The 25,194-nt window shown below is 44.0% G+C and carries 36 protein-coding genes; all 36 read right to left on the bottom strand.

Going from position 1 to position 25,194, the window contains the following annotated elements; all coding sequences use genetic code 11:
- Nucleotides 1–17 precede the first annotated feature (17 nt).
- The gene (gene rpmJ / locus AC1DWN_RS06990; RefSeq protein ID WP_003333770.1) at nt 18–131 is read right to left on the bottom strand and encodes a 50S ribosomal protein L36; all 114 of its coding nucleotides are present in this window, start codon (nt 129–131) and stop codon (nt 18–20) included.
- A 42-nt stretch (nt 132–173) separates the two neighbouring features.
- Nucleotides 174–389 carry a translation initiation factor IF-1 gene (gene infA / locus AC1DWN_RS06985; RefSeq protein WP_015847200.1) on the bottom strand — a complete coding sequence of 72 codons (216 nt, stop codon included), beginning with the start codon at nt 387–389 and terminating at the stop codon, nt 174–176.
- A 2-nt stretch (nt 390–391) separates the two neighbouring features.
- Entirely contained in the window at nt 392–673 is a 282-nt protein-coding gene (locus AC1DWN_RS06980) for a hypothetical protein (protein ID WP_477558197.1), read from the bottom strand.
- Nucleotides 674–681: 8 nt separating this feature from the next.
- Nucleotides 682–1,440 (bottom strand): type I methionyl aminopeptidase, encoded by a 759-nt coding sequence (map, locus tag AC1DWN_RS06975; protein ID WP_477558186.1) that lies wholly within the window; start codon nt 1,438–1,440, stop codon nt 682–684.
- Nucleotides 1,440–2,090 carry an adenylate kinase gene (locus AC1DWN_RS06970; protein ID WP_477558185.1) on the bottom strand — a complete coding sequence of 217 codons (651 nt, stop codon included), beginning with the start codon at nt 2,088–2,090 and terminating at the stop codon, nt 1,440–1,442. Before AC1DWN_RS06970 ends, map begins: the two co-directional genes overlap by 1 nt.
- An 89-nt stretch (nt 2,091–2,179) precedes the next feature.
- The gene (gene secY / locus AC1DWN_RS06965; RefSeq protein WP_477558184.1) at nt 2,180–3,481 is read right to left on the bottom strand and encodes a preprotein translocase subunit SecY; all 1,302 of its coding nucleotides are present in this window, start codon (nt 3,479–3,481) and stop codon (nt 2,180–2,182) included.
- Nucleotides 3,482–3,922 carry a 50S ribosomal protein L15 gene (rplO, locus tag AC1DWN_RS06960; protein ID WP_477558183.1) on the bottom strand — a complete coding sequence of 147 codons (441 nt, stop codon included), beginning with the start codon at nt 3,920–3,922 and terminating at the stop codon, nt 3,482–3,484.
- Nucleotides 3,923–3,966: 44 nt separating this feature from the next.
- The gene (rpmD, locus tag AC1DWN_RS06955) at nt 3,967–4,146 is read right to left on the bottom strand and encodes a 50S ribosomal protein L30 (RefSeq protein ID WP_475813276.1); all 180 of its coding nucleotides are present in this window, start codon (nt 4,144–4,146) and stop codon (nt 3,967–3,969) included.
- 13 nt (nt 4,147–4,159) lie between these two features.
- Nucleotides 4,160–4,657: a 30S ribosomal protein S5 gene (rpsE, locus tag AC1DWN_RS06950; protein WP_475813277.1), complete on the bottom strand. Its 498-nt coding sequence runs from the start codon at nt 4,655–4,657 to the stop codon at nt 4,160–4,162.
- Between the two features lie 30 nt (nt 4,658–4,687).
- Nucleotides 4,688–5,056, bottom strand: coding sequence for a 50S ribosomal protein L18 (gene rplR / locus AC1DWN_RS06945; protein ID WP_477558182.1), 369 nt, complete (start codon nt 5,054–5,056; stop codon nt 4,688–4,690).
- A 60-nt stretch (nt 5,057–5,116) separates the two neighbouring features.
- Entirely contained in the window at nt 5,117–5,659 is a 543-nt protein-coding gene (gene rplF, locus AC1DWN_RS06940) for a 50S ribosomal protein L6 (RefSeq protein ID WP_477558181.1), read from the bottom strand.
- A 31-nt stretch (nt 5,660–5,690) separates the two neighbouring features.
- Complete coding sequence (gene rpsH, locus AC1DWN_RS06935; RefSeq protein ID WP_138756281.1) at nt 5,691–6,089, bottom strand: 30S ribosomal protein S8; 399 nt, start codon at nt 6,087–6,089, stop codon at nt 5,691–5,693.
- 30 nt (nt 6,090–6,119) lie between these two features.
- Entirely contained in the window at nt 6,120–6,305 is a 186-nt protein-coding gene (locus AC1DWN_RS06930; RefSeq protein WP_115995323.1) for a type Z 30S ribosomal protein S14, read from the bottom strand.
- A gap of 26 nt (nt 6,306–6,331) precedes the next feature.
- A complete protein-coding gene (rplE, locus tag AC1DWN_RS06925) occupies nt 6,332–6,874 on the bottom strand; it encodes a 50S ribosomal protein L5 (RefSeq protein ID WP_475813280.1) in 543 nt (180 codons plus the stop codon).
- Nucleotides 6,875–6,905: 31 nt separating this feature from the next.
- On the bottom strand, nt 6,906–7,259 hold the full coding sequence (rplX, locus tag AC1DWN_RS06920; protein WP_475813281.1) for a 50S ribosomal protein L24: 354 nt from the start codon (nt 7,257–7,259) through the stop codon (nt 6,906–6,908).
- Between the two features lie 48 nt (nt 7,260–7,307).
- Nucleotides 7,308–7,676 carry a 50S ribosomal protein L14 gene (gene rplN / locus AC1DWN_RS06915; RefSeq protein ID WP_076271425.1) on the bottom strand — a complete coding sequence of 123 codons (369 nt, stop codon included), beginning with the start codon at nt 7,674–7,676 and terminating at the stop codon, nt 7,308–7,310.
- A 47-nt stretch (nt 7,677–7,723) separates the two neighbouring features.
- A complete protein-coding gene (rpsQ, locus tag AC1DWN_RS06910) occupies nt 7,724–7,987 on the bottom strand; it encodes a 30S ribosomal protein S17 (RefSeq protein WP_475813282.1) in 264 nt (87 codons plus the stop codon).
- A 50-nt stretch (nt 7,988–8,037) separates the two neighbouring features.
- Nucleotides 8,038–8,238, bottom strand: coding sequence for a 50S ribosomal protein L29 (rpmC, locus tag AC1DWN_RS06905; RefSeq protein ID WP_475813283.1), 201 nt, complete (start codon nt 8,236–8,238; stop codon nt 8,038–8,040).
- Nucleotides 8,228–8,662 carry a 50S ribosomal protein L16 gene (rplP, locus tag AC1DWN_RS06900; RefSeq protein ID WP_054025320.1) on the bottom strand — a complete coding sequence of 145 codons (435 nt, stop codon included), beginning with the start codon at nt 8,660–8,662 and terminating at the stop codon, nt 8,228–8,230. Before rplP ends, rpmC begins: the two co-directional genes overlap by 11 nt.
- 2 nt (nt 8,663–8,664) lie before the next feature.
- A complete protein-coding gene (rpsC, locus tag AC1DWN_RS06895; protein WP_477558180.1) occupies nt 8,665–9,327 on the bottom strand; it encodes a 30S ribosomal protein S3 in 663 nt (220 codons plus the stop codon).
- A gap of 14 nt (nt 9,328–9,341) precedes the next feature.
- Nucleotides 9,342–9,677 (bottom strand): 50S ribosomal protein L22, encoded by a 336-nt coding sequence (gene rplV / locus AC1DWN_RS06890; protein WP_475813285.1) that lies wholly within the window; start codon nt 9,675–9,677, stop codon nt 9,342–9,344.
- 44 nt (nt 9,678–9,721) lie between these two features.
- A complete protein-coding gene (rpsS, locus tag AC1DWN_RS06885; RefSeq protein WP_053373902.1) occupies nt 9,722–10,003 on the bottom strand; it encodes a 30S ribosomal protein S19 in 282 nt (93 codons plus the stop codon).
- A 67-nt stretch (nt 10,004–10,070) separates the two neighbouring features.
- A complete protein-coding gene (gene rplB, locus AC1DWN_RS06880) occupies nt 10,071–10,901 on the bottom strand; it encodes a 50S ribosomal protein L2 (RefSeq protein WP_477558179.1) in 831 nt (276 codons plus the stop codon).
- 17 nt (nt 10,902–10,918) lie between these two features.
- Nucleotides 10,919–11,209 carry a 50S ribosomal protein L23 gene (gene rplW, locus AC1DWN_RS06875; RefSeq protein WP_477558178.1) on the bottom strand — a complete coding sequence of 97 codons (291 nt, stop codon included), beginning with the start codon at nt 11,207–11,209 and terminating at the stop codon, nt 10,919–10,921.
- Nucleotides 11,209–11,832 (bottom strand): 50S ribosomal protein L4, encoded by a 624-nt coding sequence (gene rplD, locus AC1DWN_RS06870; protein WP_477558177.1) that lies wholly within the window; start codon nt 11,830–11,832, stop codon nt 11,209–11,211. Before rplD ends, rplW begins: the two co-directional genes overlap by 1 nt.
- Nucleotides 11,833–11,860: 28 nt before the next feature.
- Nucleotides 11,861–12,484: a 50S ribosomal protein L3 gene (gene rplC / locus AC1DWN_RS06865; RefSeq protein ID WP_477558176.1), complete on the bottom strand. Its 624-nt coding sequence runs from the start codon at nt 12,482–12,484 to the stop codon at nt 11,861–11,863.
- A 41-nt stretch (nt 12,485–12,525) separates the two neighbouring features.
- On the bottom strand, nt 12,526–12,834 hold the full coding sequence (gene rpsJ, locus AC1DWN_RS06860) for a 30S ribosomal protein S10 (RefSeq protein WP_197938307.1): 309 nt from the start codon (nt 12,832–12,834) through the stop codon (nt 12,526–12,528).
- 416 nt (nt 12,835–13,250) lie between these two features.
- The gene (locus tag AC1DWN_RS06855) at nt 13,251–14,045 is read right to left on the bottom strand and encodes an ABC transporter ATP-binding protein (protein WP_477558175.1); all 795 of its coding nucleotides are present in this window, start codon (nt 14,043–14,045) and stop codon (nt 13,251–13,253) included.
- The gene (locus tag AC1DWN_RS06850) at nt 14,045–14,959 is read right to left on the bottom strand and encodes an ABC transporter permease (protein ID WP_477558174.1); all 915 of its coding nucleotides are present in this window, start codon (nt 14,957–14,959) and stop codon (nt 14,045–14,047) included. The genes AC1DWN_RS06855 and AC1DWN_RS06850 overlap by 1 nt, the downstream gene beginning before the upstream one ends.
- 101 nt (nt 14,960–15,060) lie before the next feature.
- Nucleotides 15,061–16,050, bottom strand: coding sequence for an ABC transporter substrate-binding protein (locus AC1DWN_RS06845; RefSeq protein ID WP_477558173.1), 990 nt, complete (start codon nt 16,048–16,050; stop codon nt 15,061–15,063).
- Between the two features lie 213 nt (nt 16,051–16,263).
- Complete coding sequence (gene tuf / locus AC1DWN_RS06840; RefSeq protein WP_477558172.1) at nt 16,264–17,454, bottom strand: elongation factor Tu; 1,191 nt, start codon at nt 17,452–17,454, stop codon at nt 16,264–16,266.
- A 114-nt stretch (nt 17,455–17,568) separates the two neighbouring features.
- Nucleotides 17,569–19,644 (bottom strand): elongation factor G, encoded by a 2,076-nt coding sequence (gene fusA / locus AC1DWN_RS06835; protein WP_477558171.1) that lies wholly within the window; start codon nt 19,642–19,644, stop codon nt 17,569–17,571.
- Nucleotides 19,645–19,673: 29 nt separating this feature from the next.
- Nucleotides 19,674–20,144, bottom strand: coding sequence for a 30S ribosomal protein S7 (gene rpsG, locus AC1DWN_RS06830; protein WP_102715357.1), 471 nt, complete (start codon nt 20,142–20,144; stop codon nt 19,674–19,676).
- A gap of 71 nt (nt 20,145–20,215) precedes the next feature.
- The gene (gene rpsL, locus AC1DWN_RS06825) at nt 20,216–20,638 is read right to left on the bottom strand and encodes a 30S ribosomal protein S12 (protein ID WP_475813295.1); all 423 of its coding nucleotides are present in this window, start codon (nt 20,636–20,638) and stop codon (nt 20,216–20,218) included.
- A gap of 257 nt (nt 20,639–20,895) precedes the next feature.
- Entirely contained in the window at nt 20,896–21,126 is a 231-nt protein-coding gene (locus AC1DWN_RS06820) for a ribosomal L7Ae/L30e/S12e/Gadd45 family protein (RefSeq protein WP_477558170.1), read from the bottom strand.
- Nucleotides 21,127–21,371: 245 nt separating this feature from the next.
- Nucleotides 21,372–24,998 carry a DNA-directed RNA polymerase subunit beta' gene (gene rpoC, locus AC1DWN_RS06815; RefSeq protein WP_477558169.1) on the bottom strand — a complete coding sequence of 1,209 codons (3,627 nt, stop codon included), beginning with the start codon at nt 24,996–24,998 and terminating at the stop codon, nt 21,372–21,374.
- Between the last annotated feature and the right edge of the window lie 196 nt (nt 24,999–25,194).

Here is a 25,194-nt window from a genome sequence, read left to right as displayed (position 1 = left end):
GCTATATTCCCCTCCTTCTATCCTTGTTTTTGTTTGTGTTTCGGATTTTCACAAATCACCATAACGTTGCCTTTGCGACGAATGACTTTGCATTTTTCGCAGATCGGCTTTACCGAAGGTCTGACCTTCATTGTGATTACCTCCCGAATCTTTCGTAAGCGAGTCTCAAAGGACTACTTACGATAGGTGATGCGCCCTCTTGATAAATCATAAGGCGATAACTGTATTACCACTTTGTCTCCAGTCAGGATGCGAATAAAATGCATTCTGAGCTTGCCGGAAACGTGTGCGAGAATTTGATGACCGTTCTCCAGCTCCACCTTGAACATGGCATTCGGCAACGGCTCTATAACCGTTCCTTCGACCTCAATGACGTCTTCCTTAGCCACCGTCATTCTCCTTTCGCATACGCGTACTTCTGAATCACATAACGCAACTTGGCATTGGTCACTCTGCCTGTTTCAAGCATGCTGCTTGATACCTCTTGACTAATGGCAGGTAGTAACTCGAGATGTAGAACGTTCTTTTTCTTCGGTTGATCGAATCGGCGTTTGTTACCGTCCACAATCATCACGAATCGTTCATCGACGACAGAGATGATGACGGCATAGCTTTCTTCATCTTTACCACGAAGTACTTTGACTAACTGACCAATCTGGGGACGAGCTACCATCATCATAACTACGGCTGCTTCGGCAAAATGGTCAATATTTCAAAGCCGTCCTCAGTTACGGCTACTGTGTGCTCGAAATGAGCGCACCATGAACCGTCTTCCGTTACGACCGTCCAATTGTCTTCAAGTGTACGGACATAGCGTTCACCAATGTTGACCATTGGTTCTATTGCAAGCACCATTCCCGGTTTAAGACGGGGACCGCGATCTGGTAAGCCGTAGTTTGGAATTTGTGGTTCCTCATGAAGGTCCGCACCAATTCCATGTCCTACATACTCACGGACAACCGAATACCCTGCATCTTCAATAACCTTTTGAATAGCGTGCGATATTGTATATAATCTCACATCGGGCTTGATTAACTGCAGTCCCGCATATAGCGATTGCTCCGTTACATCAAGCAGTTTTTGAACCTCATTAGATACTGCTCCGACCGCATAGGTCCAAGCCGAGTCACCATGAAATCCTTCGAACTGTGCGCCGATATCGATGCTAATAATATCGCCTTCGTTCAACTTGCGTGAACCAGGGAAGCCGTGCACCAGCTCGTCATTCACAGAAGCGCAAATGCTCGAAGGAAAACCATTGTAACCTTTGAAGGATGGAACAGCATTTTGGCTTTTAATGTACGCTTCAGCGATTTGGTCAAGCTCACGAGTAGTGATGCCTGGTTTCACAGCTTGCGACATTAAACGATGCGTTTCCGCAACGATGCGTCCAGCTTCTCTCATATATCGCAGTTCCGAATCGGATTTGCAAATAATCATTACAATGAACCTCGCATGTTGGAAATGATGTCTGCTGTTACAACATCAATGTCCTTCTCGCCGTCGACTTCGCGCAGGAGACCTTTATCACTATAGTAATTAAGTAAAGGAGCAGTTTTGGATGTATACTCATCCAAACGAGTGCCTACCTTTTCCTCTGTATCGTCTGAACGTTGATACAATTCTCCACCGTCTTTGTCGCAAATACCTTCAACCTTAGATGGATTAAAAATTACATGATAGGTCGTTCCACAAGTTCTACAGATGCGTCTACCCGTCAAGCGAGCAAGCAGCAGTCCGCGGTCAACCTTTAGATTAACAACATGGTCAATATTGCGGCCTAACTCCACAAGCATACTGTCAAGCGCTTCGGCTTGTTGAAGTGTGCGAGGAAAACCGTCAAGCAAAAACCCTTTGTTGCAATCTTCTAGTGCCAGACGTTCTTTAACAATACCATTCGTAATCTCATCGGGAACAAGTAGTCCTTGATCGACATACTCCTTCGCTTTGAGCCCGAGTGCAGTTCCTTGTTTCATAGCGAGGCGGAATGCATCGCCAGTGGAAATGTGGGGAATACCGAACTCTTCTACGATCCGTTCAGCTTGAGTACCTTTACCGGCTCCCGGAGGGCCCATGAATAAAATGTTCATTGCTGAGTTCCTCGCTTTAAGCACAATAGGTTCGGGCGGGTTCCGCACCATCTGGTAGACGAAAGCGGAAGCCCGGTCAGAACCTATTGTTATTTATTGATAAACCCTTTGTAATGGCGTTTGATCAACTGGCTCTCGATTTGCTTCATCGTATCAAGTGCAACACCGATAACGATTAGTAATGAAGTACCACCTAGCTGCACTGACTTAGGTAATCCAGCAAGTGACCCGAAGAACACCGGAATGATTGAGATAACCGCCAAGAAAATTGCACCTGTCAACGTAATACGCGACATAACGCGTGTTAGGTAAGACGAAGTTGGCTTTCCTGGACGAATACCTGGAATATATCCGCCATTTTTCTTCATTTGATCAGCCATTTGAACCGGATTAATCTGTACGAAAGTGTAGAAGAAGGTAAACCCGATGATTAACAATACGTACAATACCATACCCAGCGGTTTGTCATAGCTCATATTATTAATTATCCAAGTTGCCCAAGCCTGGTTAGCCCAGAACTGTGCAATCGTAATTGGGAACATAATCAGAGACACTGCGAAAATGACCGGAATAACACCTGCACCGTTCACTTTCATAGGAATATGAGTTGACTGTCCACCATACATCTTCCGTCCAACAACACGTTTAGCGTATTGTACAGGGATTTTACGAATACCTTGTTGTACAAAGATGACACCCACAATGATTGCGATGATCGCAATCACGATCAATACCATCTTAACGATGTTCAAGAACAATTGGTCTTCTGCACCTACGAACTGATCTTGATAGATCGTCCGAATGTGTCCAGGAATACCAGCTGCAATTGCTGCGAAGATCAGAATCGAAATACCATTTCCGATTCCTTTTTCGGTAATTTGTTCACCGAGCCACATCAAGAAAGCAGTACCTGCAGTCAAAATAATAGCAATCAGTAAGTAATCAACGAATGTTGCTCCAACGATCATTTCATAACCGTATGAACGATTAAATCCGATAGCTGTTGCAAAACCTTGCACTAAACCTAGACCAACTGTACCGTAACGAGTGATTTGCGCGAGTTGACGTTTACCGTTCTCGCCTTCCTTTGCCCACTCCGCAAACTTGGGAATAACGTCCATAGATAACAGCTGTACGATAATCGAAGCTGTAATATATGGCGTAATTCCGATTGCGAAAATTGAGAATTGGAACAAAGCACCGCCGGAAAAAGTGTTAAGCAAGCCGAAAAGATCCGCTCCTGCTGAATCAACTTGCTTAAACACATCTTTGTTTACACCTGGTACCGGTATAAAAGCACCGATTCGATATATCAGTAGAATGAAAAGGGTGAATAGGATCCTTGTACGAAGATCCACCACTTTCCAAATATTGGACACGGTTTTGAACAATTAGATCACCTCGGTTTTACCGCCGGCAGCCTGGATTTTCTCTACCGCAGATTGAGAGAACTTGTTTGCTTTTACAGTAAGTTGAACTTTAACTTCACCAGTACCCAAAATTTTAATTCCTGCGAGTGGGTTTTTGACAATCCCTGTCTCAAGAAGAACATCTGGAGTGACTTCAGTACCTGCTGCAAAGGCATTTAGCTCTTCAATGTTGACAATCGCGTACTCTTTACGGAAGACGTTGTTAAATCCACGCTTCGGCACTCGACGATACAATGGGTTTTGTCCGCCCTCGAAACCAGGACGAACGCCGCCACCGGAACGAGCGTTTTGCCCTTTGTGACCACGACCTGCTGTTTTGCCGTTACCGGAACCGATACCCCGACCTTTGCGCTTAGGCGCTTGGGTCGATCCGGGTGCTGGAGCTAGCTCATGCAATTTCATCGTTCGTGCACCTCCTTATATATTTCTAACGAAATGTACTAACTTTAAACTTCTTCTACTTTGATCAAGTGGCTGACATGATTAACCATGCCGCGAATAGCCGGGCTATCGTTCAAAACAACAGCTTGACGAATCTTTTTAAGACCCAAAGATTCAACCGTTGCGCGTTGTTTCTCGTTGCGACCGATCAAACTGCGAACGAGGGTGATTTGCAATTTTGCCATCGTAATTCCCTCCTTAGCGTAACAGCTCTTCGACTGTTTTCCCACGTAACTTAGCAACTTCTTCTACACGTTTCAAACGTGAAAGACCTTCGAGCGTTGCGTTAACCATGTTCATAGAGTTCGAAGAACCGAGCGATTTGGTCAAAATGTCGCCGACACCAGCAAGTTCAAGAACTGCACGAACTGGGCCACCAGCGATAACACCAGTACCTTCGGATGCAGGCTTAAGGAGAACTTCTCCAGCGCCGAAATGTCCGAGTACAAGATGTGGAATTGTTGTTCCAACGATTGGAATGTGGATCAGGTTTTTCTTAGCATCTTCAATACCTTTGCGGATTGCATCAGGTACTTCGCCTGCTTTACCGATCCCTGCGCCAACGTAGCCTTTACCGTCGCCGACTACTACAAGTGCGCTAAAGCTGAAGCGGCGTCCGCCTTTAACAACTTTAGATACACGATTGATATTAACTACTTTTTCAGTCAGTTCTAACGTATTTGGATCTACACGCAAGTCGTTTAACCTCCTTATAAATAAAGTCGATTAGAATTCGAGGCCAGCTTCGCGAGCTGCAGTAGCTAGTGCCTGAATTCTGCCGTGATACAAGTAACCGCCGCGGTCAAATACTACTTGGGTTACCCCTTTCGCTTGAGCGCGTTTCGCAACCAATTCTCCAACTTTTGTAGCAGCTTCGATGTTTCCACCGTTGCCGATCGCTTCAACCAATTCTTTATCCTGTGTGGATGCAGATGCGATTGTTTCGCCTGTTACATCGTTGATTAATTGTGCGTACATATGCTTGGAGGAACGGAATACAGATAGACGCGGACGTGCAGCTGTACCGTTAATTTTTTTACGAACACGCAGGTGTCTTTTCAGACGTGCCTTGTTTTTGTCGCCTTTCGTAATCATACAAAGTTCACTCCTTTCCTTATGCCTTAAACCACTATCTTAAGCAAACCTACGGTTTGCTTATTTTTTCTTACCTGACTTACCTTCTTTACGGATGATGCGTTCGCCTTCATACTTGATACCTTTACCTTTATACGGCTCAGGCTCACGTACGGAACGGATTTTAGCAGCAGTTGCGCCTACGAGTTCTTTGTCGATACCGCGAACAGTAATTTTCGTGTTAGCAGGTACATCAAACTCGATTCCATTATCCGGAGCGATCTCCACTGGATGAGAATAACCGACGTTAAGTACGATTTTATCACCAGATTTACTTGCACGGTAACCAACGCCTACTAGCTCCAAGTTTTTCGAGAAGCCTTCAGTAACTCCRCTCACCATGTTAGCGATGATGCTGCGAGTTGTTCCGTGCAGGGAACGATGCAATTTATTATCGGAAGGACGTTCTACTAAGACTTCTGTTTCCGTTACATTCACTTGCATTTCTTTGTGAAATTCACGGGAAAGAGTTCCTTTCGGTCCTTTTACAGTAATAACTGTGTTGTCCAAGTTGATGCTTACGCCGTTAGGCACTTGGATTGGTTTGCGACCAATACGGGACATTGTTACACCTCCTATCTTTGTGACTTGTTACTTACCATACGTAGCAGACTACTTCGCCGCCTGATTTAACTTGACGAGCTTCTTTATCCGTCATAATACCTTTGGAAGTGGAAATAATAGCAATTCCAAGTCCTCCGAGCACGCGAGGGATTTCAGTTGATTGCGTGTAAACGCGCAAACCTGGTTTGGAGATACGCTTCAAACCTGTAATAACGCGCTCTTGGTTAGGGCCGTATTTCAGAAAAATACGAATAATCCCTTGTTTGTTGTCCTCGATATATTCAGCATCGCGTATGAAACCCTCACGCTTAAGAATTTCAGCGATTTGCTTCTTCAATTTCGAAGCGGGCATTTCTACGGTTTCGTGACGAACGACATTCGCGTTACGAATACGCGTCAACATATCTGCAACCGGATCAGACATAACCATTGTGTTAACCTCCTTCCCGAACTAGGCTGATTACCAGCTTGCTTTTTTAACGCCAGGAATCTGGCCCTTATGTGCTAACTCGCGGAAACAAATCCGGCAAATTTTAAACTTTTGCAAAACAGAATGCGGACGGCCGCAACGCTCACAGCGCGTATATGCTTGCACTTTAAATTTCGGTGTGCGTTGTTGCTTCACTTTCATCGAAGTTTTTGCCACTGGGTATTACACCTCCTAAAAGTGGATTACTTCGTGAACGGCATGCCCATTTGGGTCAGCAATTCACGAGATTCTTCGTCCGTTTTTGCCGTCGTGACGATGACGATATCCATACCGCGTACTTTATCAACTTTATCGTACTCGATTTCTGGGAATATCAATTGCTCTTTCAGGCCAAGCGTATAGTTACCGCGGCCATCAAATGCTTTATTGGATACACCGCGGAAGTCGCGTACACGCGGAAGGGAAATGTTAATCAGCTTGTCAAGGAAGTGGTACATGCGCTCACCGCGCAATGTAACTTTAACTCCGATTGGCATGTTCTCACGAAGCTTGAAGCCTGCAATAGACTTCTTCGCACGAGTTACGACTGGTTTTTGACCGGAAATGATACGTAGTTCTTCAACAGCTACATCTAGGATTTTCGAATTGGAAACCGCTTCGCCTACCCCCATGTTGATAACAATCTTCTCAACTTTCGGTACTTGCATGACTGACGTATAGTTGAACTTCTGCATAAGAGCAGGAGTTATTTCGTTAAGAAAGCGACCTTTCAATCTTGCTACCATTGTTCATGGACCTCCTTTCATACAGTGACGGTTAGTCGATTACTTCTCCGGAACGTTTCGCGATCCGAACTTTCTTGCCGTTGTCTAGCACTTTGTATCCGATACGTGTTACTTTACCGCTTTTCGGATCGATATGCATAACGTTTGACACGTGAACTGGTGCTTCTTGTTCGATAATACCGCCCTGTGGATTCGTTTGAGATGGACGAGTATGTTTCTTCACCATGTTAACACCTTCTACGAGAACGCGGTTTTCACGCGGGTACGCAGCGATAATACGGCCCTTCTTACCTTTGTCTTTACCGGTAATGACGATAACCGTATCGTCTTTTTTCACGTGCAATTTGTTGTTATGAGATTCGAGTACTTTTTTCAGCCTTGGCATGAGTTACACCTCCTGCACGCTTGTGCTTTCAAGCTTATATAGGGTTAATTAGATAACTTCTGGTGCTAACGATACGATTTTCATGAAATCTCTATCGCGTAGTTCACGGGCAACAGGTCCAAAGATACGTGTGCCACGTGGGCTCTTATCTTCTTTTACGATTACAGCTGCATTCTCATCGAATGCGATGTATGAACCGTCTTTACGACGTACCGAACGCTTTGTGCGAACGATAACGGCTTTAACAACGTCACCTTTTTTGACAACGCCGCCTGGTGTTGCTTGTTTTACTGAGCAAACGATCAAATCGCCGATGTGTCCAACGCGACGTCCCGTTCCACCAAGTACACGGATACACATCAATTGTTTTGCGCCAGAGTTGTCAGCAACTGCTAAGCGCGAAAATGGTTGAATCATTTCAACGTCCTCCTTTCGGAAAAATGCTCAGATACTGCATACGCTCATTAAATAACAATCGCAACTTCAACAATCTCTACTAGTCTGAAGCGCTTGTCTTTCGATAGCGGACGAGTCTCCATGATTTTCACGATGTCGCCAATTTTCGCTTGGTTATCTTCATCATGCGCTTTATATTTCTTCGTGTATTTAATGCGTTTATGGTACAAGTCGTGTTTTTTGTATGTTTCAACTGCAACAACGATTGTTTTGTCCATTTTATCGCTTACCACTTTGCCGATTTGAACTTTGCGGGCATTGCGTTCGCTCATGTTCTTCCTCCTTCCTTCAGCCGTGATTATACTTTCATGCAAGGTTTTTACTAGCTGCTGATACCGAGTTCTCTTTCACGCAAAACGGTTTTAGCACGAGCTATTTCCTTACGTACGTCACGGATCCGAGTCGGGTTATCCAGTTGGCCAGTAGCCAATTGGAAACGAAGGTTGAAAAGCTCTTCTTTAAAACCAGTTACCTGCTGTTCAATCTCAGCGGAGGTTAGGTTACGAATATCACTAGCTTTCATTTGCTTCACCACCCACTTCTTCGCGCTTCACGAACTTCGTCTTAATTGGCAATTTATGAGCCGCAAGACGCATCGCTTCACGAGCGGTTTCTTCAGATACGCCAGCCAATTCAAACAGGATTTTACCTGGTTTAACGACTGCTACCCATTTCTCAACGTTACCTTTACCACTACCCATACGCACTTCTAGAGGCTTTTGAGTAATTGGTTTTGCTGGGAATATTTTGATCCACACTTTACCGCCACGTTTAATGTAACGTGTCATTGCGATACGAGCCGCTTCGATCTGACGGTTCGTGATCCATGATGGCTCAAGTGCTTGAAGACCATATTCACCAAATGCTACAGTTGTGCCGCCTTTAGCGCGACCCTTCATATGACCGCGTTGTTGTTTACGGTGTTTTACACGTTTAGGTACCAACATGATTAGTTGCCTCCTTCCTGGGGAGCTTTCTTCTTAGTCGGAAGGACTTCGCCACGATAGATCCATACTTTAACGCCAATTCGGCCGTATGTTGTTGCCGCTTCAGCTGTGCCGTAGTCAATATCAGCGCGCAGCGTATGAAGAGGTACTGTACCCTCGCTGTAGCCTTCCGAACGTGCGATTTCCGCGCCACCGAGACGTCCGCTTACTGCGGTTTTAATCCCTTTAGCACCTGAACGCATGGAGCGTTGAATTGCTTGCTTCAATGCGCGACGGAAAGATACACGACGCTCAAGTTGTTGTGCGATGCTTTCAGCTACAAGAATAGCGTCAAGATCAGCGTATTTAATTTCAGAGATGTTGATGTGAACCTTTTTGCCTTTAGTGATCTTACCAAGTTCTGTACGAAGGTTTTCAACCTCAGAACCGCCTTTACCAATAACCATACCTGGTTTAGCAGTTTGGATTGTAACGTTCACTCGGTTAGCTGCACGTTCGATCTCGATATGAGAAACGGCTGCATCTTTCAGCTTGTTTTTCAAATATTCGCGAATTCTAACGTCTTCCATAAGAAGATCGCCGAAATCTTTACCCGCGAACCATTTGGATTCCCAATCACGGATAACTCCGATACGGAAACCTACTGGATTTACCTTTTGACCCACACGTAATCCCTCCTTTATTTTTCAGATACCACCAAGGTAATGTGGCTGGTTCTTTTATTAATCCGGCTTGCGCGACCCATCGCACGAGGACGGAAACGTTTCATCGTCGGCCCTTGGTTTACGAAGGCTTGCGATATAACCAATTTATTAACATCGAGCTGATAGTTATGCTCAGCGTTAGCAATAGCAGAGTTAAGCAGCTTCTCCAAAATTGGGGATGCGGACTTAGGCGTGTGACGCAAAATTGCGATCGCTTCACCAACTTGCTTACCGCGAATCAAATCCGCAACTAGCATAGCTTTACGAGGAGCAATACGAATAAATTTAGCGTGCGCTTTAGCTTCTGTCATGTAGGAACCTCCTCTCGTTCAATTAGAGATTTATTAAGGGCAAATTAACGTCTGCCCGTTTTCTTGTCTTCGCCGGCATGGCCTTTATACGTACGAGTCGGTGCGAATTCACCGAGTTTATGTCCTACCATATCTTCCGTTACATATACCGGCACGTGCTTGCGTCCGTCATACACAGCAAACGTGTGTCCAATGAATTGCGGGAAAATGGTCGAGCGGCGGGACCAGGTTTTGATTACGACTTTTTTCTCAGCTTCGTTCAATACCTCGACTTTTTTAAGCAGGTAACCGTCAATAAACGGACCTTTCTTTAAACTGCGACCCATTTGAGTTCCTCCCTTCATATAAGCAGTTGCGATACTTTCGTATCACGCTGTTTGCTTCAAGCTACTATTACTTCGTACGACGACGAATAATGTATTGGCTTGATGCTTTTTTCTTCTTACGCGTTTTGTAACCAAGAGTTGGTTTACCCCATGGTGACAATGGCGATTTACGTCCGATTGGAGCACGGCCTTCACCACCACCGTGTGGGTGATCGTTAGGGTTCATTACAACACCACGTACTTGTGGACGCTTGCCCAACCAACGGTTACGGCCGGCTTTACCGATTTTCACGAGTTCGTGATCTCCGTTACCTACAGAACCGATTGTTGCACGGCAAGTGTTCAAGATGTGACGAACTTCACCTGAAGTCAAACGAATGGATACGTACTTTTCTTCTTTACCAAGAAGTTGAGCATCAGTACCAGCAGCACGAACTAGTTGTCCGCCTTTACCTGGCTTCAATTCGATGTTGTGGATAACTGAACCGACTGGGATATTCACAAGTGGCAACGCGTTGCCTGGTTTAATATCTGCAGTTGGGCCGGACATAACTTTATCTCCGACTTTCAGTCCTTTTGGTGCGATGATGTAAGCTTTCTCACCATCAGCGTAATGGATCAAAGCAATGTTGGATGTACGGTTCGGATCGTATTCGATCGTCGCTACGTTACCAACGATGCCGTCTTTCGTACGTTTGAAGTCGATAATACGGTATTTACGTTTATGTCCGCCGCCATGGTGACGAACCGTAATTTTACCTTGGTTATTACGACCAGCTCTTTTGAAAAGTGGTGCAAGCAACGATTTTTCCGGTGTGCTTGTTGTAATCTCTTCAAAAGTCGAAACGGACATGTTACGACGAGCTGGGGATGTCGGTTTGTACTTTTTAATAGGCACTTCGATTTCCTCCTTTTCTAAACGGATTCAAAGAATTCTAGTTCTTTGCTGTCAGCGCTCAGTTGAACGATCGCTTTTTTCCAATCCGGTCTGTATCCGCTATGTTTACCATAACGTTTCGGTTTACCCGCTACACGCATTGTGTTAACGCCGGTTACTTTTACTTTAAAGATTGACTCAATAGCAAGTTTGATTTCGGTTTTGTTCGAGCGAAGATCAACTTCGAAAACATACTTTTTGTCAGCCATGTAATCACTCGTACGTTCCGTAATAACCGGGCGCTTGATAATATCGCGTGGATTTTTCATTACGCAAGCACCTCCTGTACTTTCTCTACTGCTTCTTTAGTGATAATAAGCTTGTCATGTACTAATACATCCAGAACATTAATGCCGTCAGCTGCGACGAATTTAACACCTGGGATATTACGTGCAGACAATGCTACATTATCTTCATAGCTAGCTGTAACTACAAGAGCTTTGCGGCCAGCCTTAAGGTTATTCAAGATTGCTGCGAATTCTTTCGTCTTAGGCTGTGCAAATGTCAATGCATCCAAAACAATGATGTCGTTATCAATCACTTTAGAAGACAATGCCGATTTGATCGCCAGACGACGAACTTTCTTAGGAAGCTTGAATCCGTATGTGCGAGGAGTCGGTCCAAATACTGTACCGCCACCAACCCACTGCGGGGAGCGAATGCTACCTTGACGAGCACGGCCTGTTCCTTTTTGTTTCCAAGGTTTACGACCGCCACCACGTACTTCGGAGCGTCCTTTAGTTTTGTGATTACCGAAGCGTTCAGATGCTTGTTGATTAACAACAGCACTGTGCAAAACGTGAACATTTGGTTGAATTCCGAAAACCGTTTCAGCCAGTTCAAGCTCGCCCACTTGAGCGCCACTCACGTTAAATACTGATACTTTTGGCATTTCCTGTTCCTCCTTTCTTCAAGAGAGATTATTTCTTAATTGTTTGTTTCACTTTTACGAATCCGTTTTTAGGGCCAGGAATTGATCCTTTTATTAGAAGAACGTTACGTTCTACATCTACACGGATAACTTCAAGCTTTTGAATCGTAATTGTTTCGTGACCCATGTGTCCTGGAAGGCGTTTGCCTTTTGGTACACGGTTCGCTTGGATAGAACCCATCGAACCTGGTCCACGGTGGTAACGAGAACCGTGAGACATAGGACCAGTACTTTGTCCCCAACGTTTGATAACGCCGGCAAAGCCTTTACCTTTTGAAACACCTGTTACGTCAACGAATTCGCCTTCTGTGAATAGGTCAGCTTTCACTAATTGGCCAACTTCATAATCACCTAAGTTAATTCCGCGAATTTCACGAACGTAGCGCTTAGGAGTCGTATTAGCCTTGCTAGCGTGACCAGCTTCTGGCTTATTCGATCTGCTTTCTTTCTTATCTGAAAAACCGAATTGAACAGCTTCATAGCCATCGTTCTCTTGGTCTTTCTTCTGTAGAACCACACAAGGTCCAGCCTCGATAACCGTAACTGGTATTACGTTACCTTCAGCAGTAAACACTTGAGTCATACCAAGTTTTTTCCCTAAGATACCTTTCATGTTGACACCTCATTTCCTTTCTATAATCGCATATACTGTTTTTACAGTTTGATTTCGATATCTACACCGGATGGTAAATCCAAGCGCATCAACGCATCAACCGTTTGCGGTGTTGGGTTTACAATATCGATTAGACGCTTATGAGTGCGCATTTCGAATTGTTCCCGTGAATCCTTGTACTTGTGAACCGCACGAAGAACGGTGATGATTTGCTTTTCCGTTGGTAACGGAATCGGCCCGGATACGCTTGCTCCGGAACGTTTTGCAGTTTCAACAATTTTCTCTGCGGATTGATCAAGAATTCTATGATCGTATGCTTTCAAGCGGATACGAATCTTTTGCTTTGCCATATAAGTCCCTCCTTCTATCGCCCAATTTATTATCGGACATACTCCGTGAGAAAACCCGGCACATGCCCCATGGCAAAGGGGCCGGGTGTGTCGGCAACCTCTCACATCATCGCAACGTCAGACCAACAGTCAATATTATACCTAATCTAATAGGCAAATGCAACATAAAGTTTAAACAATTTGCATAAAAGCATAATTACATGAATTATTGCCGTTCAGGTTCATACTCACTCGCATAATTATAAACGCCACTCACCCAGAATGCTACAAATTCTTCGGACCATATATGTACAATTTTTCTTATTAACAAAATACAGACAACCTATACATTCATATCAATATTAATAGTTATAGTTAATCCGATAAAGAAAGGCAACGACCATAGGGTCGTTGCCTTTCTTCTATAKAATAAACATCTATCCCAATACCATTCGGTCATCGGCCAGCTTCTTACCGCTAATCCGTTCAAACTCACCCAGAAGCTGCTCTACAGTTAAATTCTTTTTCCGTTCTTCCGATACATCAAGAATAATGCGACCCTTGTCCATCATAATCAACCGGTTACCAAGTCGAATCGCTTGCTCCATATTATGTGTAACCATAAGAGTAGTTAAGTTCATATCCTTTACTAGGCTTTCCGTAAGCTTAGTAATCAACTCCGCTCTTGCTGGATCAAGTGCTGCAGTATGTTCATCTAGCAGTAGTATTTGTGGTTTTGTGAATGTTGCCATTAGAAGGCTAAGTGCTTGACGCTCACCGCCTGATAACAATCCAACCTTTGCACCTAATCTATTTTCAAGTCCTATACCTATACGTTGAAGCTCTTCTTTGAATATGGTACGTTTTTTACGTGAAACGCCAAATGAAAAACCACGTGACTTCCCTCGTGCATATGCGATAGCGAGATTCTCTTCTATGGACATTCTTGGTGCTGTTCCTGCCATAGGATCCTGGAATACGCGGCCAATCCAACGGCTGCGTTGATGTTCAGATAGTTGGCTAATATTGGTTCCATCTATTCTAATCTCTCCAGCATCAGGCTTCATCACACCAGATATTATGTTCATCAAAGTGGACTTTCCTGCGCCATTACTTCCGATAACTGTTATGAAATCGCCTGGCTTCATCATAAGATTTGCTCCGACAAGCGCTGTCTTCTCATCTACCGTACCTGGATTAAACAGCTTGGACACTTTAACGATTTCTAACATTAGTGTCCACCTCCTGGTTGTGTTTTTTCTATTGATGCCAGCATTTCCGCTGTGCGTTTCCTAGCCATATTTTTTTGATTCATTATTCTACGACTAGAAGGAACAACGAGTGCAAACACTATGATTACAGCTGTAATTAGCTTCATATCTGAAGCTTCCAACCATTCAATTTGCAAAGCAAGTGCATAAATAATACGATAAACGATCGAACCCAGTACAACAGCCAAAGTAGCTCTAAATATAGTGCGCGCTCCAAAAATAGCTTCACCAATAATAACCGAGGCAAGTCCAATAACAATCATTCCGACTCCCAAACTGGCATCGGCAAATTTTTGATAGTGAGCTATCAAAGCACCCGATGTTGCTACAAGTGCATTCGATAATGCTATTCCAAAAATAATCGTGTTATCCGTATTTACACCAAAGCTGCGAATCATTCGTGAGTTATCACCTGTAGCTCTGAGGCTAAGTCCTAAATCAGTTTTAAAGAAAAGATCCAATAGAAGTTTCACAAAGACAACAAAAACAATCATAACTACTAAAACCGAAACATTTTCAAATAAATTACTAGCATTTCTTAAACTAACGTTAGGCTTATCCAATATCCGTAGATTTATGGAGTAAAGTGCTATCATCATAATAATACCTGATAATAAGCCATTTATTTTCCCTTTTGTATGAAGCAGTCCTGTACAAACTCCTGCAAGTCCTCCACCTATAAAAGCACATACAATTGCAAGCCACGGTGCAGTGCCGTTAACAGTCATTACTGCACCTATAGCAGCGCCGGTTGCAAAGCTACCATCGACCGTTAAATCAGGAAAATCGAGGATTCGAAAGGTAATATAGACGCCAAGCGCCATAAGCGCATAAAGCAGTCCACTCTCGACAGCTCCCCCCATTGTTGTCAACATATACTTATCCTCCTTAACATGATAAGAGGGATGAAGCAATAAAGCCTATCATCCCTCATCTGTCAATTGTTGTTATGAAATTATTATTCAATCAAAGTTATTTATTCAATGATGTTTACAGCACTATCTTTAACATATTTCGTCATTGCGTCTGTAACAGTAATACCTTGTTCTTTTGCTGCCTTCAGGTTAAGAATGAAATCTAGCTTTTGTGGAACGGTAATGTCCATATCTCCAGGTTTTTTACCATTCTTCAAAATCTCAACAGCCATTTGACCAACCTCGTAACCATGGTCATAATATTTGAAACCTACAGCCGCGAATGCGCCTTTTTCAACTGTATCCCGGTCAGCTGAGAAAAATGGAATATCATTTTTATTAGCAACATCAATAATTGCATCTACACCACTTACTACTTTATTGTCCAGTGTAATATAAATAGCATCTACGCGACCCACTAATGAATCAGCCGCTTGTTTAACATCTGAAGTGTTAACGATTGCTGCTTTTATAAGCTTTATTCCATGAGCAGTAAGAGCTTCTTCAGCATATTTCGCCATGATCACAGCATTTGGTTCACCTTCATTGATTACTAAACCTACTGTTTTTACCTCTGGCAGTTCTGCCGCAATGAAGTCCATTGTCTGCTTCACTGCATCCGGGTTTGTATCGGATGCCCCTGAAATATTGCCTCCCGGCGCTTTCAATTGTTTGACAATACCAGCATCAACAGGATCTGTTACTGCTGCGAATAAAACTGGCTTATCTGTTACTTCATCAGCAAGGTCCTGTGATGGCAATGTTGCAATACCCAATGCCAGATCGCTTTTTCCTGATGCTATTTTTTGTGCAATTGCTTTACTGTTTGATGGATCTCCCTGTGCGTTATTGAAATCGATCTTCAGGTTTTCTCCTTCAACAATTCCAGCGTCTTTAAGTGCTGCAATAAATCCTTCTTTTGTTGCATCTAATGATGGATGCTCAACAACTTGAGAAATCGAAATCGTGTACTCACTTTTGTTCCCGCTGCACGCAGCAGCTAGAAACATGACCGCTAAAAGCATTGTCCCAACCCAAACTCTTTTTTTCATTTTAAATACCCCTCTCAAATGGATAAATCGGATGGTACTTTATACGTATCTTTCTATTACCTAATATTAAAGCGATTTCATATGCACAGTCAATGATTAGTTCTATTAATAACTAGTAGGATTGCTAGGTTAAAAAGATGTGATAGTTAAACGAACAAAAACCCTCACCGAAGTGAGGGTTTTTGTTATTGTTAGCGGCTAGGCCGCATTCAATTATTTTTGGATAGATGCTACTGCGCCAGCGCCTACTGTACGGCCGCCTTCACGAATAGAGAAACGAGTTCCATCTTCTACAGCGATTGGAGCGATAAGCTCAACCGTTACAGTGATGTTGTCGCCAGGCATAACCATTTCAGTACCTTCTGGAAGAGTGATGATTCCAGTTACGTCAGTTGTACGGAAGTAGAACTGTGGACGGTAGCCTGTGAAAAAAGGCTTATGACGGCCACCCTCTTCTTTAGTAAGAACGTAGATTTGAGCTGTGAAGTTAGTGTGTGGTTTAACCGAACCCGGTTTAGCCAATACTTGACCACGCTCAATGTTGCTGCGGTCTACACCACGAAGCAATGCGCCAACGTTGTCTCCAGCTTGAGCAGAGTCAAGCAATTTACGGAACATTTCAACGCCAGTTACAACGGATTTACGGGATTCTTCTTGAAGACCAATAATTTCGATCTCGTCGCCTACTTTGATGATTCCACGTTCTACGCGACCTGTAGCAACTGTACCACGGCCAGTGATTGTGAATACATCCTCGACAGGCATAAGGAAAGGCTTAGCTGTGTCGCGCTCAGGAGTTGGGATGTAAGTATCAACGTGCTCGAAAAGCTCGATGATTTTGTCAGCCCAAGGGCCTTCTGGATTTGCAAGAGCTTCACGAGCTGCACCACGAATGATCGGAGTGTCATCGCCTGGGAACTCATACTCAGAAAGAAGGTCACGAACTTCCATTTCTACCAATTCAAGAAGCTCTTCATCTTCAACCATGTCGCATTTGTTCAAGAATACAACGATGTAAGGAACGCCAACTTGTTTCGAAAGCAAGATGTGCTCACGAGTTTGTGGCATAGGACCGTCAGTAGCGGAAACTACAAGAATAGCTCCGTCCATTTGAGCAGCACCAGTGATCATGTTTTTTACATAGTCGGCGTGACCAGGGCAGTCAACGTGAGCGTAGTGACGAGCAGGCGTCTCATACTCAACGTGAGCTGTCGAGATCGTGATACCACGTTCGCGCTCTTCTGGAGCTTTATCGATTTGGTCGAATGCGATTGCTGCACCGCCGTATTTTTTAGAAAGTACAGTAGTGATAGCTGCTGTTAATGTCGTTTTACCGTGATCGACGTGACCGATTGTACCGATATTAACGTGCGGTTTGTTACGTTCAAATTTTGCCTTAGCCATTGAACTTGAGCCTCCTCAATTTAACATCAAATTTTTATGTGTGGGCCGGCACCTAGTCTGCGTGCAGACATAGATGACGACCAAAAGCATGTAATTAATCTTCGCAAAAAACGATTACTCGCCTTTATGCTTAGAAATGATCTCTTCAGAGATGGATTTTGGAACTTCTTCATAGTGAGAAAGCTCCATTGAGAATACGCCACGTCCTTGTGTACCGGAACGAAGTGTAGTGGAATAACCAAACATCTCGGAGAGAGGTACCTTAGAACGGATAATTTGTGCACCTGCACGGGAATCCATACCTTCGATACGACCACGACGGGAGTTCAACATACCCATAACATCGCCCATGTACTCTTCAGGAACAGTAACTTCTACTTTCATGATTGGCTCAAGAAGAACTGGCTTACATTTTTCTTTGGCAGCTTTAAGCGCCATCGAACCTGCAATTTTAAACGCCATTTCAGAGGAGTCAACATCATGATAAGATCCGTCAACAACAACAGCTTTAACATCAACGAGCGGGAAGCCGGCTACAACACCGTTCTTCATTGACTCTTCGATACCAGCCTGGATAGGAGCGATAAATTCACGAGGAATTGATCCACCAACTGTTTTGTTTTCAAATATGAAGCCTGAACCTGGCTCGAGTGGTGAAAACTCAACCCAACAATGTCCGAATTGACCTTTACCACCGGACTGACGAACGAACTTACCTTCAACTTTTGCAGCTTCACGGAATGTTTCACGGTAAGCAACTTGCGGTTTACCAACATTCGTTTCAACTTTGAATTCACGGAACATACGGTCAACGAGAATCTCAAGGTGAAGCTCACCCATACCAGAAATAATTGTCTGGTTTGTTTCTTCGTCAGTATGTGCGCGGAAAGTAGGATCTTCTTCAGCCAGCTTGGAGATCGCGATACCTAGTTTGTCTTGGTCAGCTTTCGTTTTTGGTTCGATAGCAACCGAGATAACTGGTTCAGGGAAATTCATTGATTCAAGAATAATGGTGTTTTTCTCTTCGCAAAGAGTATCACCTGTAGTTGTATCTTTAAGACCAACTGCAGCAGCGATATCGCCAGAGTAAACTTCCGTAATTTCTTGACGGCTGTTTGCATGCATTTGAAGAATACGTCCAATACGCTCACGTTTGCCCTTAGTTGAGTTAAGAACATATGAACCGGATTTTAGTACGCCGGAATACACACGGAAGAATGTCAATCTACCAACATAAGGGTCAGTCATGATTTTGAACGCTAGTGCTGCAAACGGTGCATCATCCGAAGATGGACGCTCGCCTTCTTCACCATCTTCAAGTGTACCTTTAATAGCTGGTACATCAAGAGGTGATGGAAGATAGTCAACAACAGCATCCAACATCGGTTGAACACCTTTGTTACGGTATGAGGAACCAGCAACAACTGGGAAGATTTTAACTTCGCAAACACCTTTACGGAGTGCTGCTTTAATTTCTGGAACAGTGATTTCTTCACCTTCCAAATATTTCATTGTTAGATCTTCATCCAATTCTGCTACTTTCTCGATCAATTCAGTACGAAGTGCATCAACTTGTTCAGCATACTCCGCAGGAATTTCTGACTTCTCTGCTTCTTTACCAAGATCATCACTGTAAACATAAGCTACACGTTCAACGATATCGATAACGCCTTTGAAGTCGCCCTCAGCGCCAATCGGTATTTGAATCGCTRCAGCATTAGCACCAAGACGCAAACGCATGTCTTTAATAACATTTAAATAGTCTGCACCAATGATATCCATTTTGTTTACGTAAGCAATACGAGGTACGTTGTAACGGTCAGCTTGACGCCATACTGTTTCTGACTGTGGTTCTACGCCTTCTTTTGCACTAAAAACCCCAACGGCCCCGTCCAATACGCGTAGGGAACGTTCAACTTCAACTGTGAAGTCTACGTGTCCCGGGGTGTCGATAATATTAATGCGGTGTCCATGCCATTGAGCGGTTGTCGCGGCAGACGTAATTGTAATACCGCGCTCTTGTTCTTGTTCCATCCAGTCCATCGTAGCAGCACCTTCGTGCACTTCTCCGATTTTATGAGTACGGCCAGTGAAGAACAAGATCCGTTCAGTAGTTGTGGTTTTACCGGCATCAATATGCGCCATAATCCCGATGTTACGCGTATTTTTCAAGGAGAACTCTCTTGACATAAAATTGTCTCCTCTCGATTGAAAAGCTTCTACCAGCGGTAGTGAGCAAACGCTTTGTTTGCTTCAGCCATTTTGTGAGTATCTTCGCGCTTCTTAACAGCCGCACCAGTGTTATTGGAAGCATCTGTGATTTCAGCAGCTAAACGCTCTTCCATCGTTTTTTCACCGCGGTTACGTGAATAATTCACGAGCCAACGGAGACCAAGTGCCGTACGGCGCTCTGGTTTAACTTCGATAGGCACTTGATAGTTAGCTCCACCAACACGGCGTGCTTTAACCTCAAGAACCGGCATAATATTTTTCAAAGCTGCTTCAAAAACTTCCATTGGATCTTTACCCGTGCGTTCTTGAATTAGTTTGAATGCATCATATAATAGTGTTGCTGCAACACCTCTTTTACCGTCAAGCATAATACGGTTAATTAGGCGTGTTACCAGCTTGCTGTTATACAACGGATCTGGCAATACATCGCGTTTCGTTACAGGACCTTTGCGTGGCATGAGAAAGTCCCCCTTTCTTCTAATAGTCGTTCATTCTAAAACTAGCATTAGGATCAACCTAAAAGGCTATTCTATGCTTTTTTAACTTTTTTACGCTTAGTACCGTATTTCGAACGAGCTTGATTACGGTTGTTAACACCTGCAGTATCAAGTGCTCCGCGAACGATATGATAACGTACTCCTGCTAAGTCTTTTACTTTACCACCACGGATCAAAACAACGCTATGCTCTTGCAAGTTGTGTCCGATACCCGGAATGTAAGCCGTAACCTCTAAGCGGTTCGTTAAACGAACACGAGCATATTTACGAAGTGCGGAGTTCGGTTTCCTTGGAGTCATAGTTCCTACACGAGTGCACACACCGCGTTTTTGAGGAGCGCTGATGTTAGTTGCTTCACGTTTTAGGGCGTTAAACCCTTTTTGCAAGGCTGGCGATTTCGATTTAACTACTTTCGCTTGACGTCCTTTACGGACCAATTGATTAATTGTTGGCATGATGCCACCCCCTTCCCCTATTTTCATGTCTTTTGAAAACTGAAATTTAGGACACTTACTTGATTGACTGTCCTAAGTCTATATTTCACTGCGAAACAGTAACTCTGTCAATCGAGAAAGACTTGAGCCGTTTGCGCTAGGTAGACATTTTACCTTGATTTTAAGTCCACAGATCCAGGCGGTTCATAAAAGAGCAAAGAAAAATTCTCGTCAGATGACTATCGTTAAATAATCAACTAACAAAAACGATTACTACTTCATTCTTCATCATTTATGAGTGCTGCCATTGCAGCTCCGATATCGATACCGCAGGTTTCCCCAAGGCTTATCATCGTATCGAACCATTTAACCGGAACTCCTGAACGTTCACATTGATGAACGACTCTCTCAATCATCTGTGAATCTGCATCTCGTGCAACATAGACTTTGATTGCTCTTTGCTGCTCAAGCATCTTCATCGTTTGTTTTGCACCGACCTTAAACTGCATGGAATCACCTTCATTTCTTTCAATCAGTGATTACACAATTAGGCACACTTCGATATATTAACACCTAAGTTGTACTTATGTCAAGGCCTTGTAATGATAATCACTTTATAGTTATTAAGCATTCACTTCATACTATAAACATGGGAAAGAGCGGTCATCTTCCGCTTCTAGGCGAAGCGGTTAATGGGACGCTCTCTCCATGTACGATTATACTTACAATTAGAAGCTTTCCACTGATGCGATCATTATTCGATCGTAACAGCCTCTGTTTCTAACTCGCCTTCTACTACAGCTTTAACTTCATCTTCCAAGCCTGCAAAACGAATGTTACGGTAACGTCCCATACCAGTACCTGCTGGAATCAGCTTACCTATAATAACATTTTCCTTAAGTCCAAGCAACTGGTCAACTTTGCCTTTGATAGCGGCATCAGTCAATACACGAGTTGTTTCTTGGAAGGATGCTGCAGACAAGAACGAATCCGTTTCAAGCGATGCCTTCGTGATACCGAGCAATACTGGTTTTGCAACAGCTGGCTCGTTACCAGATAGGATAGCTTCACGGTTCTGAGATTCATATTCATGAATATCAACAAACGCGCCTGGCAGAAGAGTTGTACCTCCCGCATCTACGATACGGATTTTACGGAGCATTTGCTTAATCATGACCTCAACGTGCTTGTCATTGATTTCTACCCCTTGGTTCCGGTAAACGCGTTGTACTTCTTGTAAAATATAGTTTTGAACGCCGCGGATACCTTTGATGCGCAGCATATCTTTAGGGTCGATAGAACCATCTGTCAGCTCATCGCCTGCTTCAATATGTTGGCCTTGTACAACGCGGATACGGGAACCGTAAGTAACTGCATAAACTTTCGATTCTGCTTCGCCTTGCACTTCGATCTCACGACGATCTTTAGCTTCACGAATTTCTTTGATAACACCGTCAAGCTCGGAAATAATCGCTTGACCCTTCGGATTACGCGCCTCAAATAGTTCTTGAATACGCGGCAAACCTTGTGTGATATCATCGCCGGCAACGCCGCCCGTATGGAACGTACGCATTGTAAGTTGTGTTCCTGGCTCACCGATGGATTGTGCTGCGATAATACCAACCGCTTCACCAATCTCAACATGCTTACCAGTAGCCAAGTTACGACCATAACAAATTTTACATACGCCATGACGAGCGCGGCAGCTAAGCACTGAACGAATTTGAAGTTTCTCAACACCCGCATCAATGATCGCATCCGCTTTATTAGAGTCAATTAACTCGCTACGATTAACGATAATCTCTCCTGATACCGGATGACGAACCGTTTCAAACGCATAACGGCCTTCAATCCGATCGTAGAGATCCTCGATAACTTCCTTACCGTCTTGAATTTTGCTAACGGAGAAGCCTTTATCCGTACCACAATCGTCTTCACGAACAATAACATCCTGTGCAACGTCAACAAGTCGACGAGTCAAGTAGCCAGAGTCAGCTGTACGAAGTGCTGTATCGGCCAAACCTTTCCGCGCACCATGCGTCGAGATAAAGTACTCGAGTACAGTAAGACCTTCACGGAAGTTTGATTTGATCGGCAACTCGATGATACGACCGGATGGATTGGCCATCAGACCACGCATACCACCAAGCTGTGTAATTTGTGATTTATTACCCCGTGCTTTAGAGTCCACCATGAGCATGATGTTGTTATAACGATCCATCGATTTCATGAGGATTTCAGTAATATCATCTTTACACTTGCTCCAAATACTAATAATACGGTCATAACGCTCTTCGTTCGTAATTAAACCACGACGATATTGATTCATTACGATCGCGACCTTAGCATCAGCTGCCGCCATTACTTCTACTTTTTCTTGCGGAACGATAACGTCTGATACAGCTACCGTAATACCAGCACGAGTAGAGTAAGTGAAGCCTAGCTGCTTGATCCGATCAAGAATGACCGCAGTAAGCGTTGTATGATATTGACGGAAGCACTCGGCTATAAGAAGAGCGAGATACTCCTTGCCGACAGCACCTGGAATGGCTTTGTCTTCAATGAACTTGTTAAGATCCGCGCCTTTTTCATACACAAAATATTTATCAGGAGTTCCGTGCAACAGATTCGTTTTTGTCGCTTCGTTAATGTAAGGGAAATCTTCAGGATAAATCTCATTGAAGATAACTTTACCTACCGTTGTGACAAGCAACGATTTTTGCTGTTGTTCGGTGAAATTTGTTTTCTTAAGAACACGAACAGGTATAAAGATCCTGGCATGTAAGGAAACTATACCACGCTGATATGCGGAAATTGCTTCGTTAATGGTTCCGAATACTGAACCAGTACCTTTTGCATCCGTATTATCCATCGTTAGATAGAAAGTTCCCAAAACCATATCCTGTGAAGGAGTAACGACAGGCTTACCGTCTTTCGGGTTCAAGATATTACCAGATGCAAGCATCAGCAAACGCGCTTCCGCTTGTGCTTCTGCAGACAATGGTACGTGAACAGCCATTTGGTCACCATCGAAGTCAGCGTTATAGGCTGTACATACGAGTGGATGCAGCTTAATTGCGCGACCTTCAACTAGAATCGGTTCAAATGCTTGAATACCGAGTCTATGCAGCGTTGGAGCACGGTTAAGCAGTACCGGATGTTCTTTGATAACTTCCTCTAGAACGTCCCAAACCTCTGGGCTAACCCGTTCAACTTTACGCTTCGCACTTTTGATATTATGTGCAAGGCCTTTGTTGACAAGCTCTTTCATTACAAACGGTTTAAACAGCTCTAGCGCCATTTCCTTCGGTAGACCGCACTGGAACATCTTCAAGTTTGGACCTACGACGATAACAGAACGACCAGAGTAATCAACCCGTTTGCCGAGTAAGTTTTGACGGAAACGCCCTTGTTTACCCTTCAGCATATGACTGAGGGATTTGAGTGGACGGTTACCTGGACCAGTTACTGGACGACCGCGACGACCATTATCGATCAACGCATCAACAGCTTCTTGAAGCATCCGTTTCTCATTTTGAACGATGATGTCAGGCGCGCCAAGATCAAGCAGACGCTTCAGACGATTGTTCCGGTTAATAACACGGCGATACAAATCGTTAAGGTCAGACGTCGCAAAACGACCGCCGTCAAGTTGTACCATCGGACGAAGTTCTGGAGGTATAACTGGTAGTACATCTAGAATCATCCAATCCGGCAAGTTGCCGGAATTACGGAATGCTTCGATGACTTCCAATCGTTTGATGGCACGGTTGCGGCGTTGCCCTTGAGCAGTGCGCAACTCTTCCTTCAATTGCTCCAATTCTTTCTCTACGTCAATATCCTGAAGGAGTTTCTTAACTGCTTCGGCACCCATACCAGCATGGAAACCATACCCGTATTTCTCCCGGTAGCTGCGATACTCTTTCTCGGACAACAGTTGTTTTTTCTCAAGCGGCGTATCACCTGGATCCGTAACAACATAGGATGCAAAATAGATGATCTCCTCAAGTGAACGAGGGGACATATCAAGTGCAAGACCCATGCGGCTTGGAATACCTTTAAAGTACCAAATATGAGAAACAGGAGCTGCAAGCTCAATGTGACCCATACGCTCACGACGAACTTTCGCGCGAGTTACTTCAACGCCGCAACGGTCACAAACTACGCCCTTATAACGAACGCGTTTATATTTACCGCAATGACATTCCCAGTCTTTTGTAGGCCCGAAAATTTTCTCGCAGAAGAGTCCTTCCTTCTCCGGTTTCAAGGTCCTATAGTTTATCGTCTCCGGTTTCTTAACTTCTCCGCGGGACCACGAGCGAATTTTATCCGGCGAAGCCAGACCGATTTTCATATACTCGAAGTTGTTCACGTCCAACAAGGAGCAACCCTCCTTCGTCATGTATGACTGTGTCATTCTAGTGGCTGAATTCCGTCTGAGCGCGTGACTATAGACGGAATTCAGCTGCCAGTTTATTCAACAGCGCTTGTTTCAGCGCTCTCTAAGTTAAGGTTGAGCTTATCGCCCGTAGCCTCTTCTTCATCATCCGATTCTCTTAGCTCCGATTCTCTTAGCT

Source organism: Paenibacillus sp. P4_A7 (genome assembly GCF_056402455.1).
The sequence above is the reverse complement of the archived record's forward strand: the minus strand, read 5'-3'. Positions and strand labels throughout refer to the sequence as shown.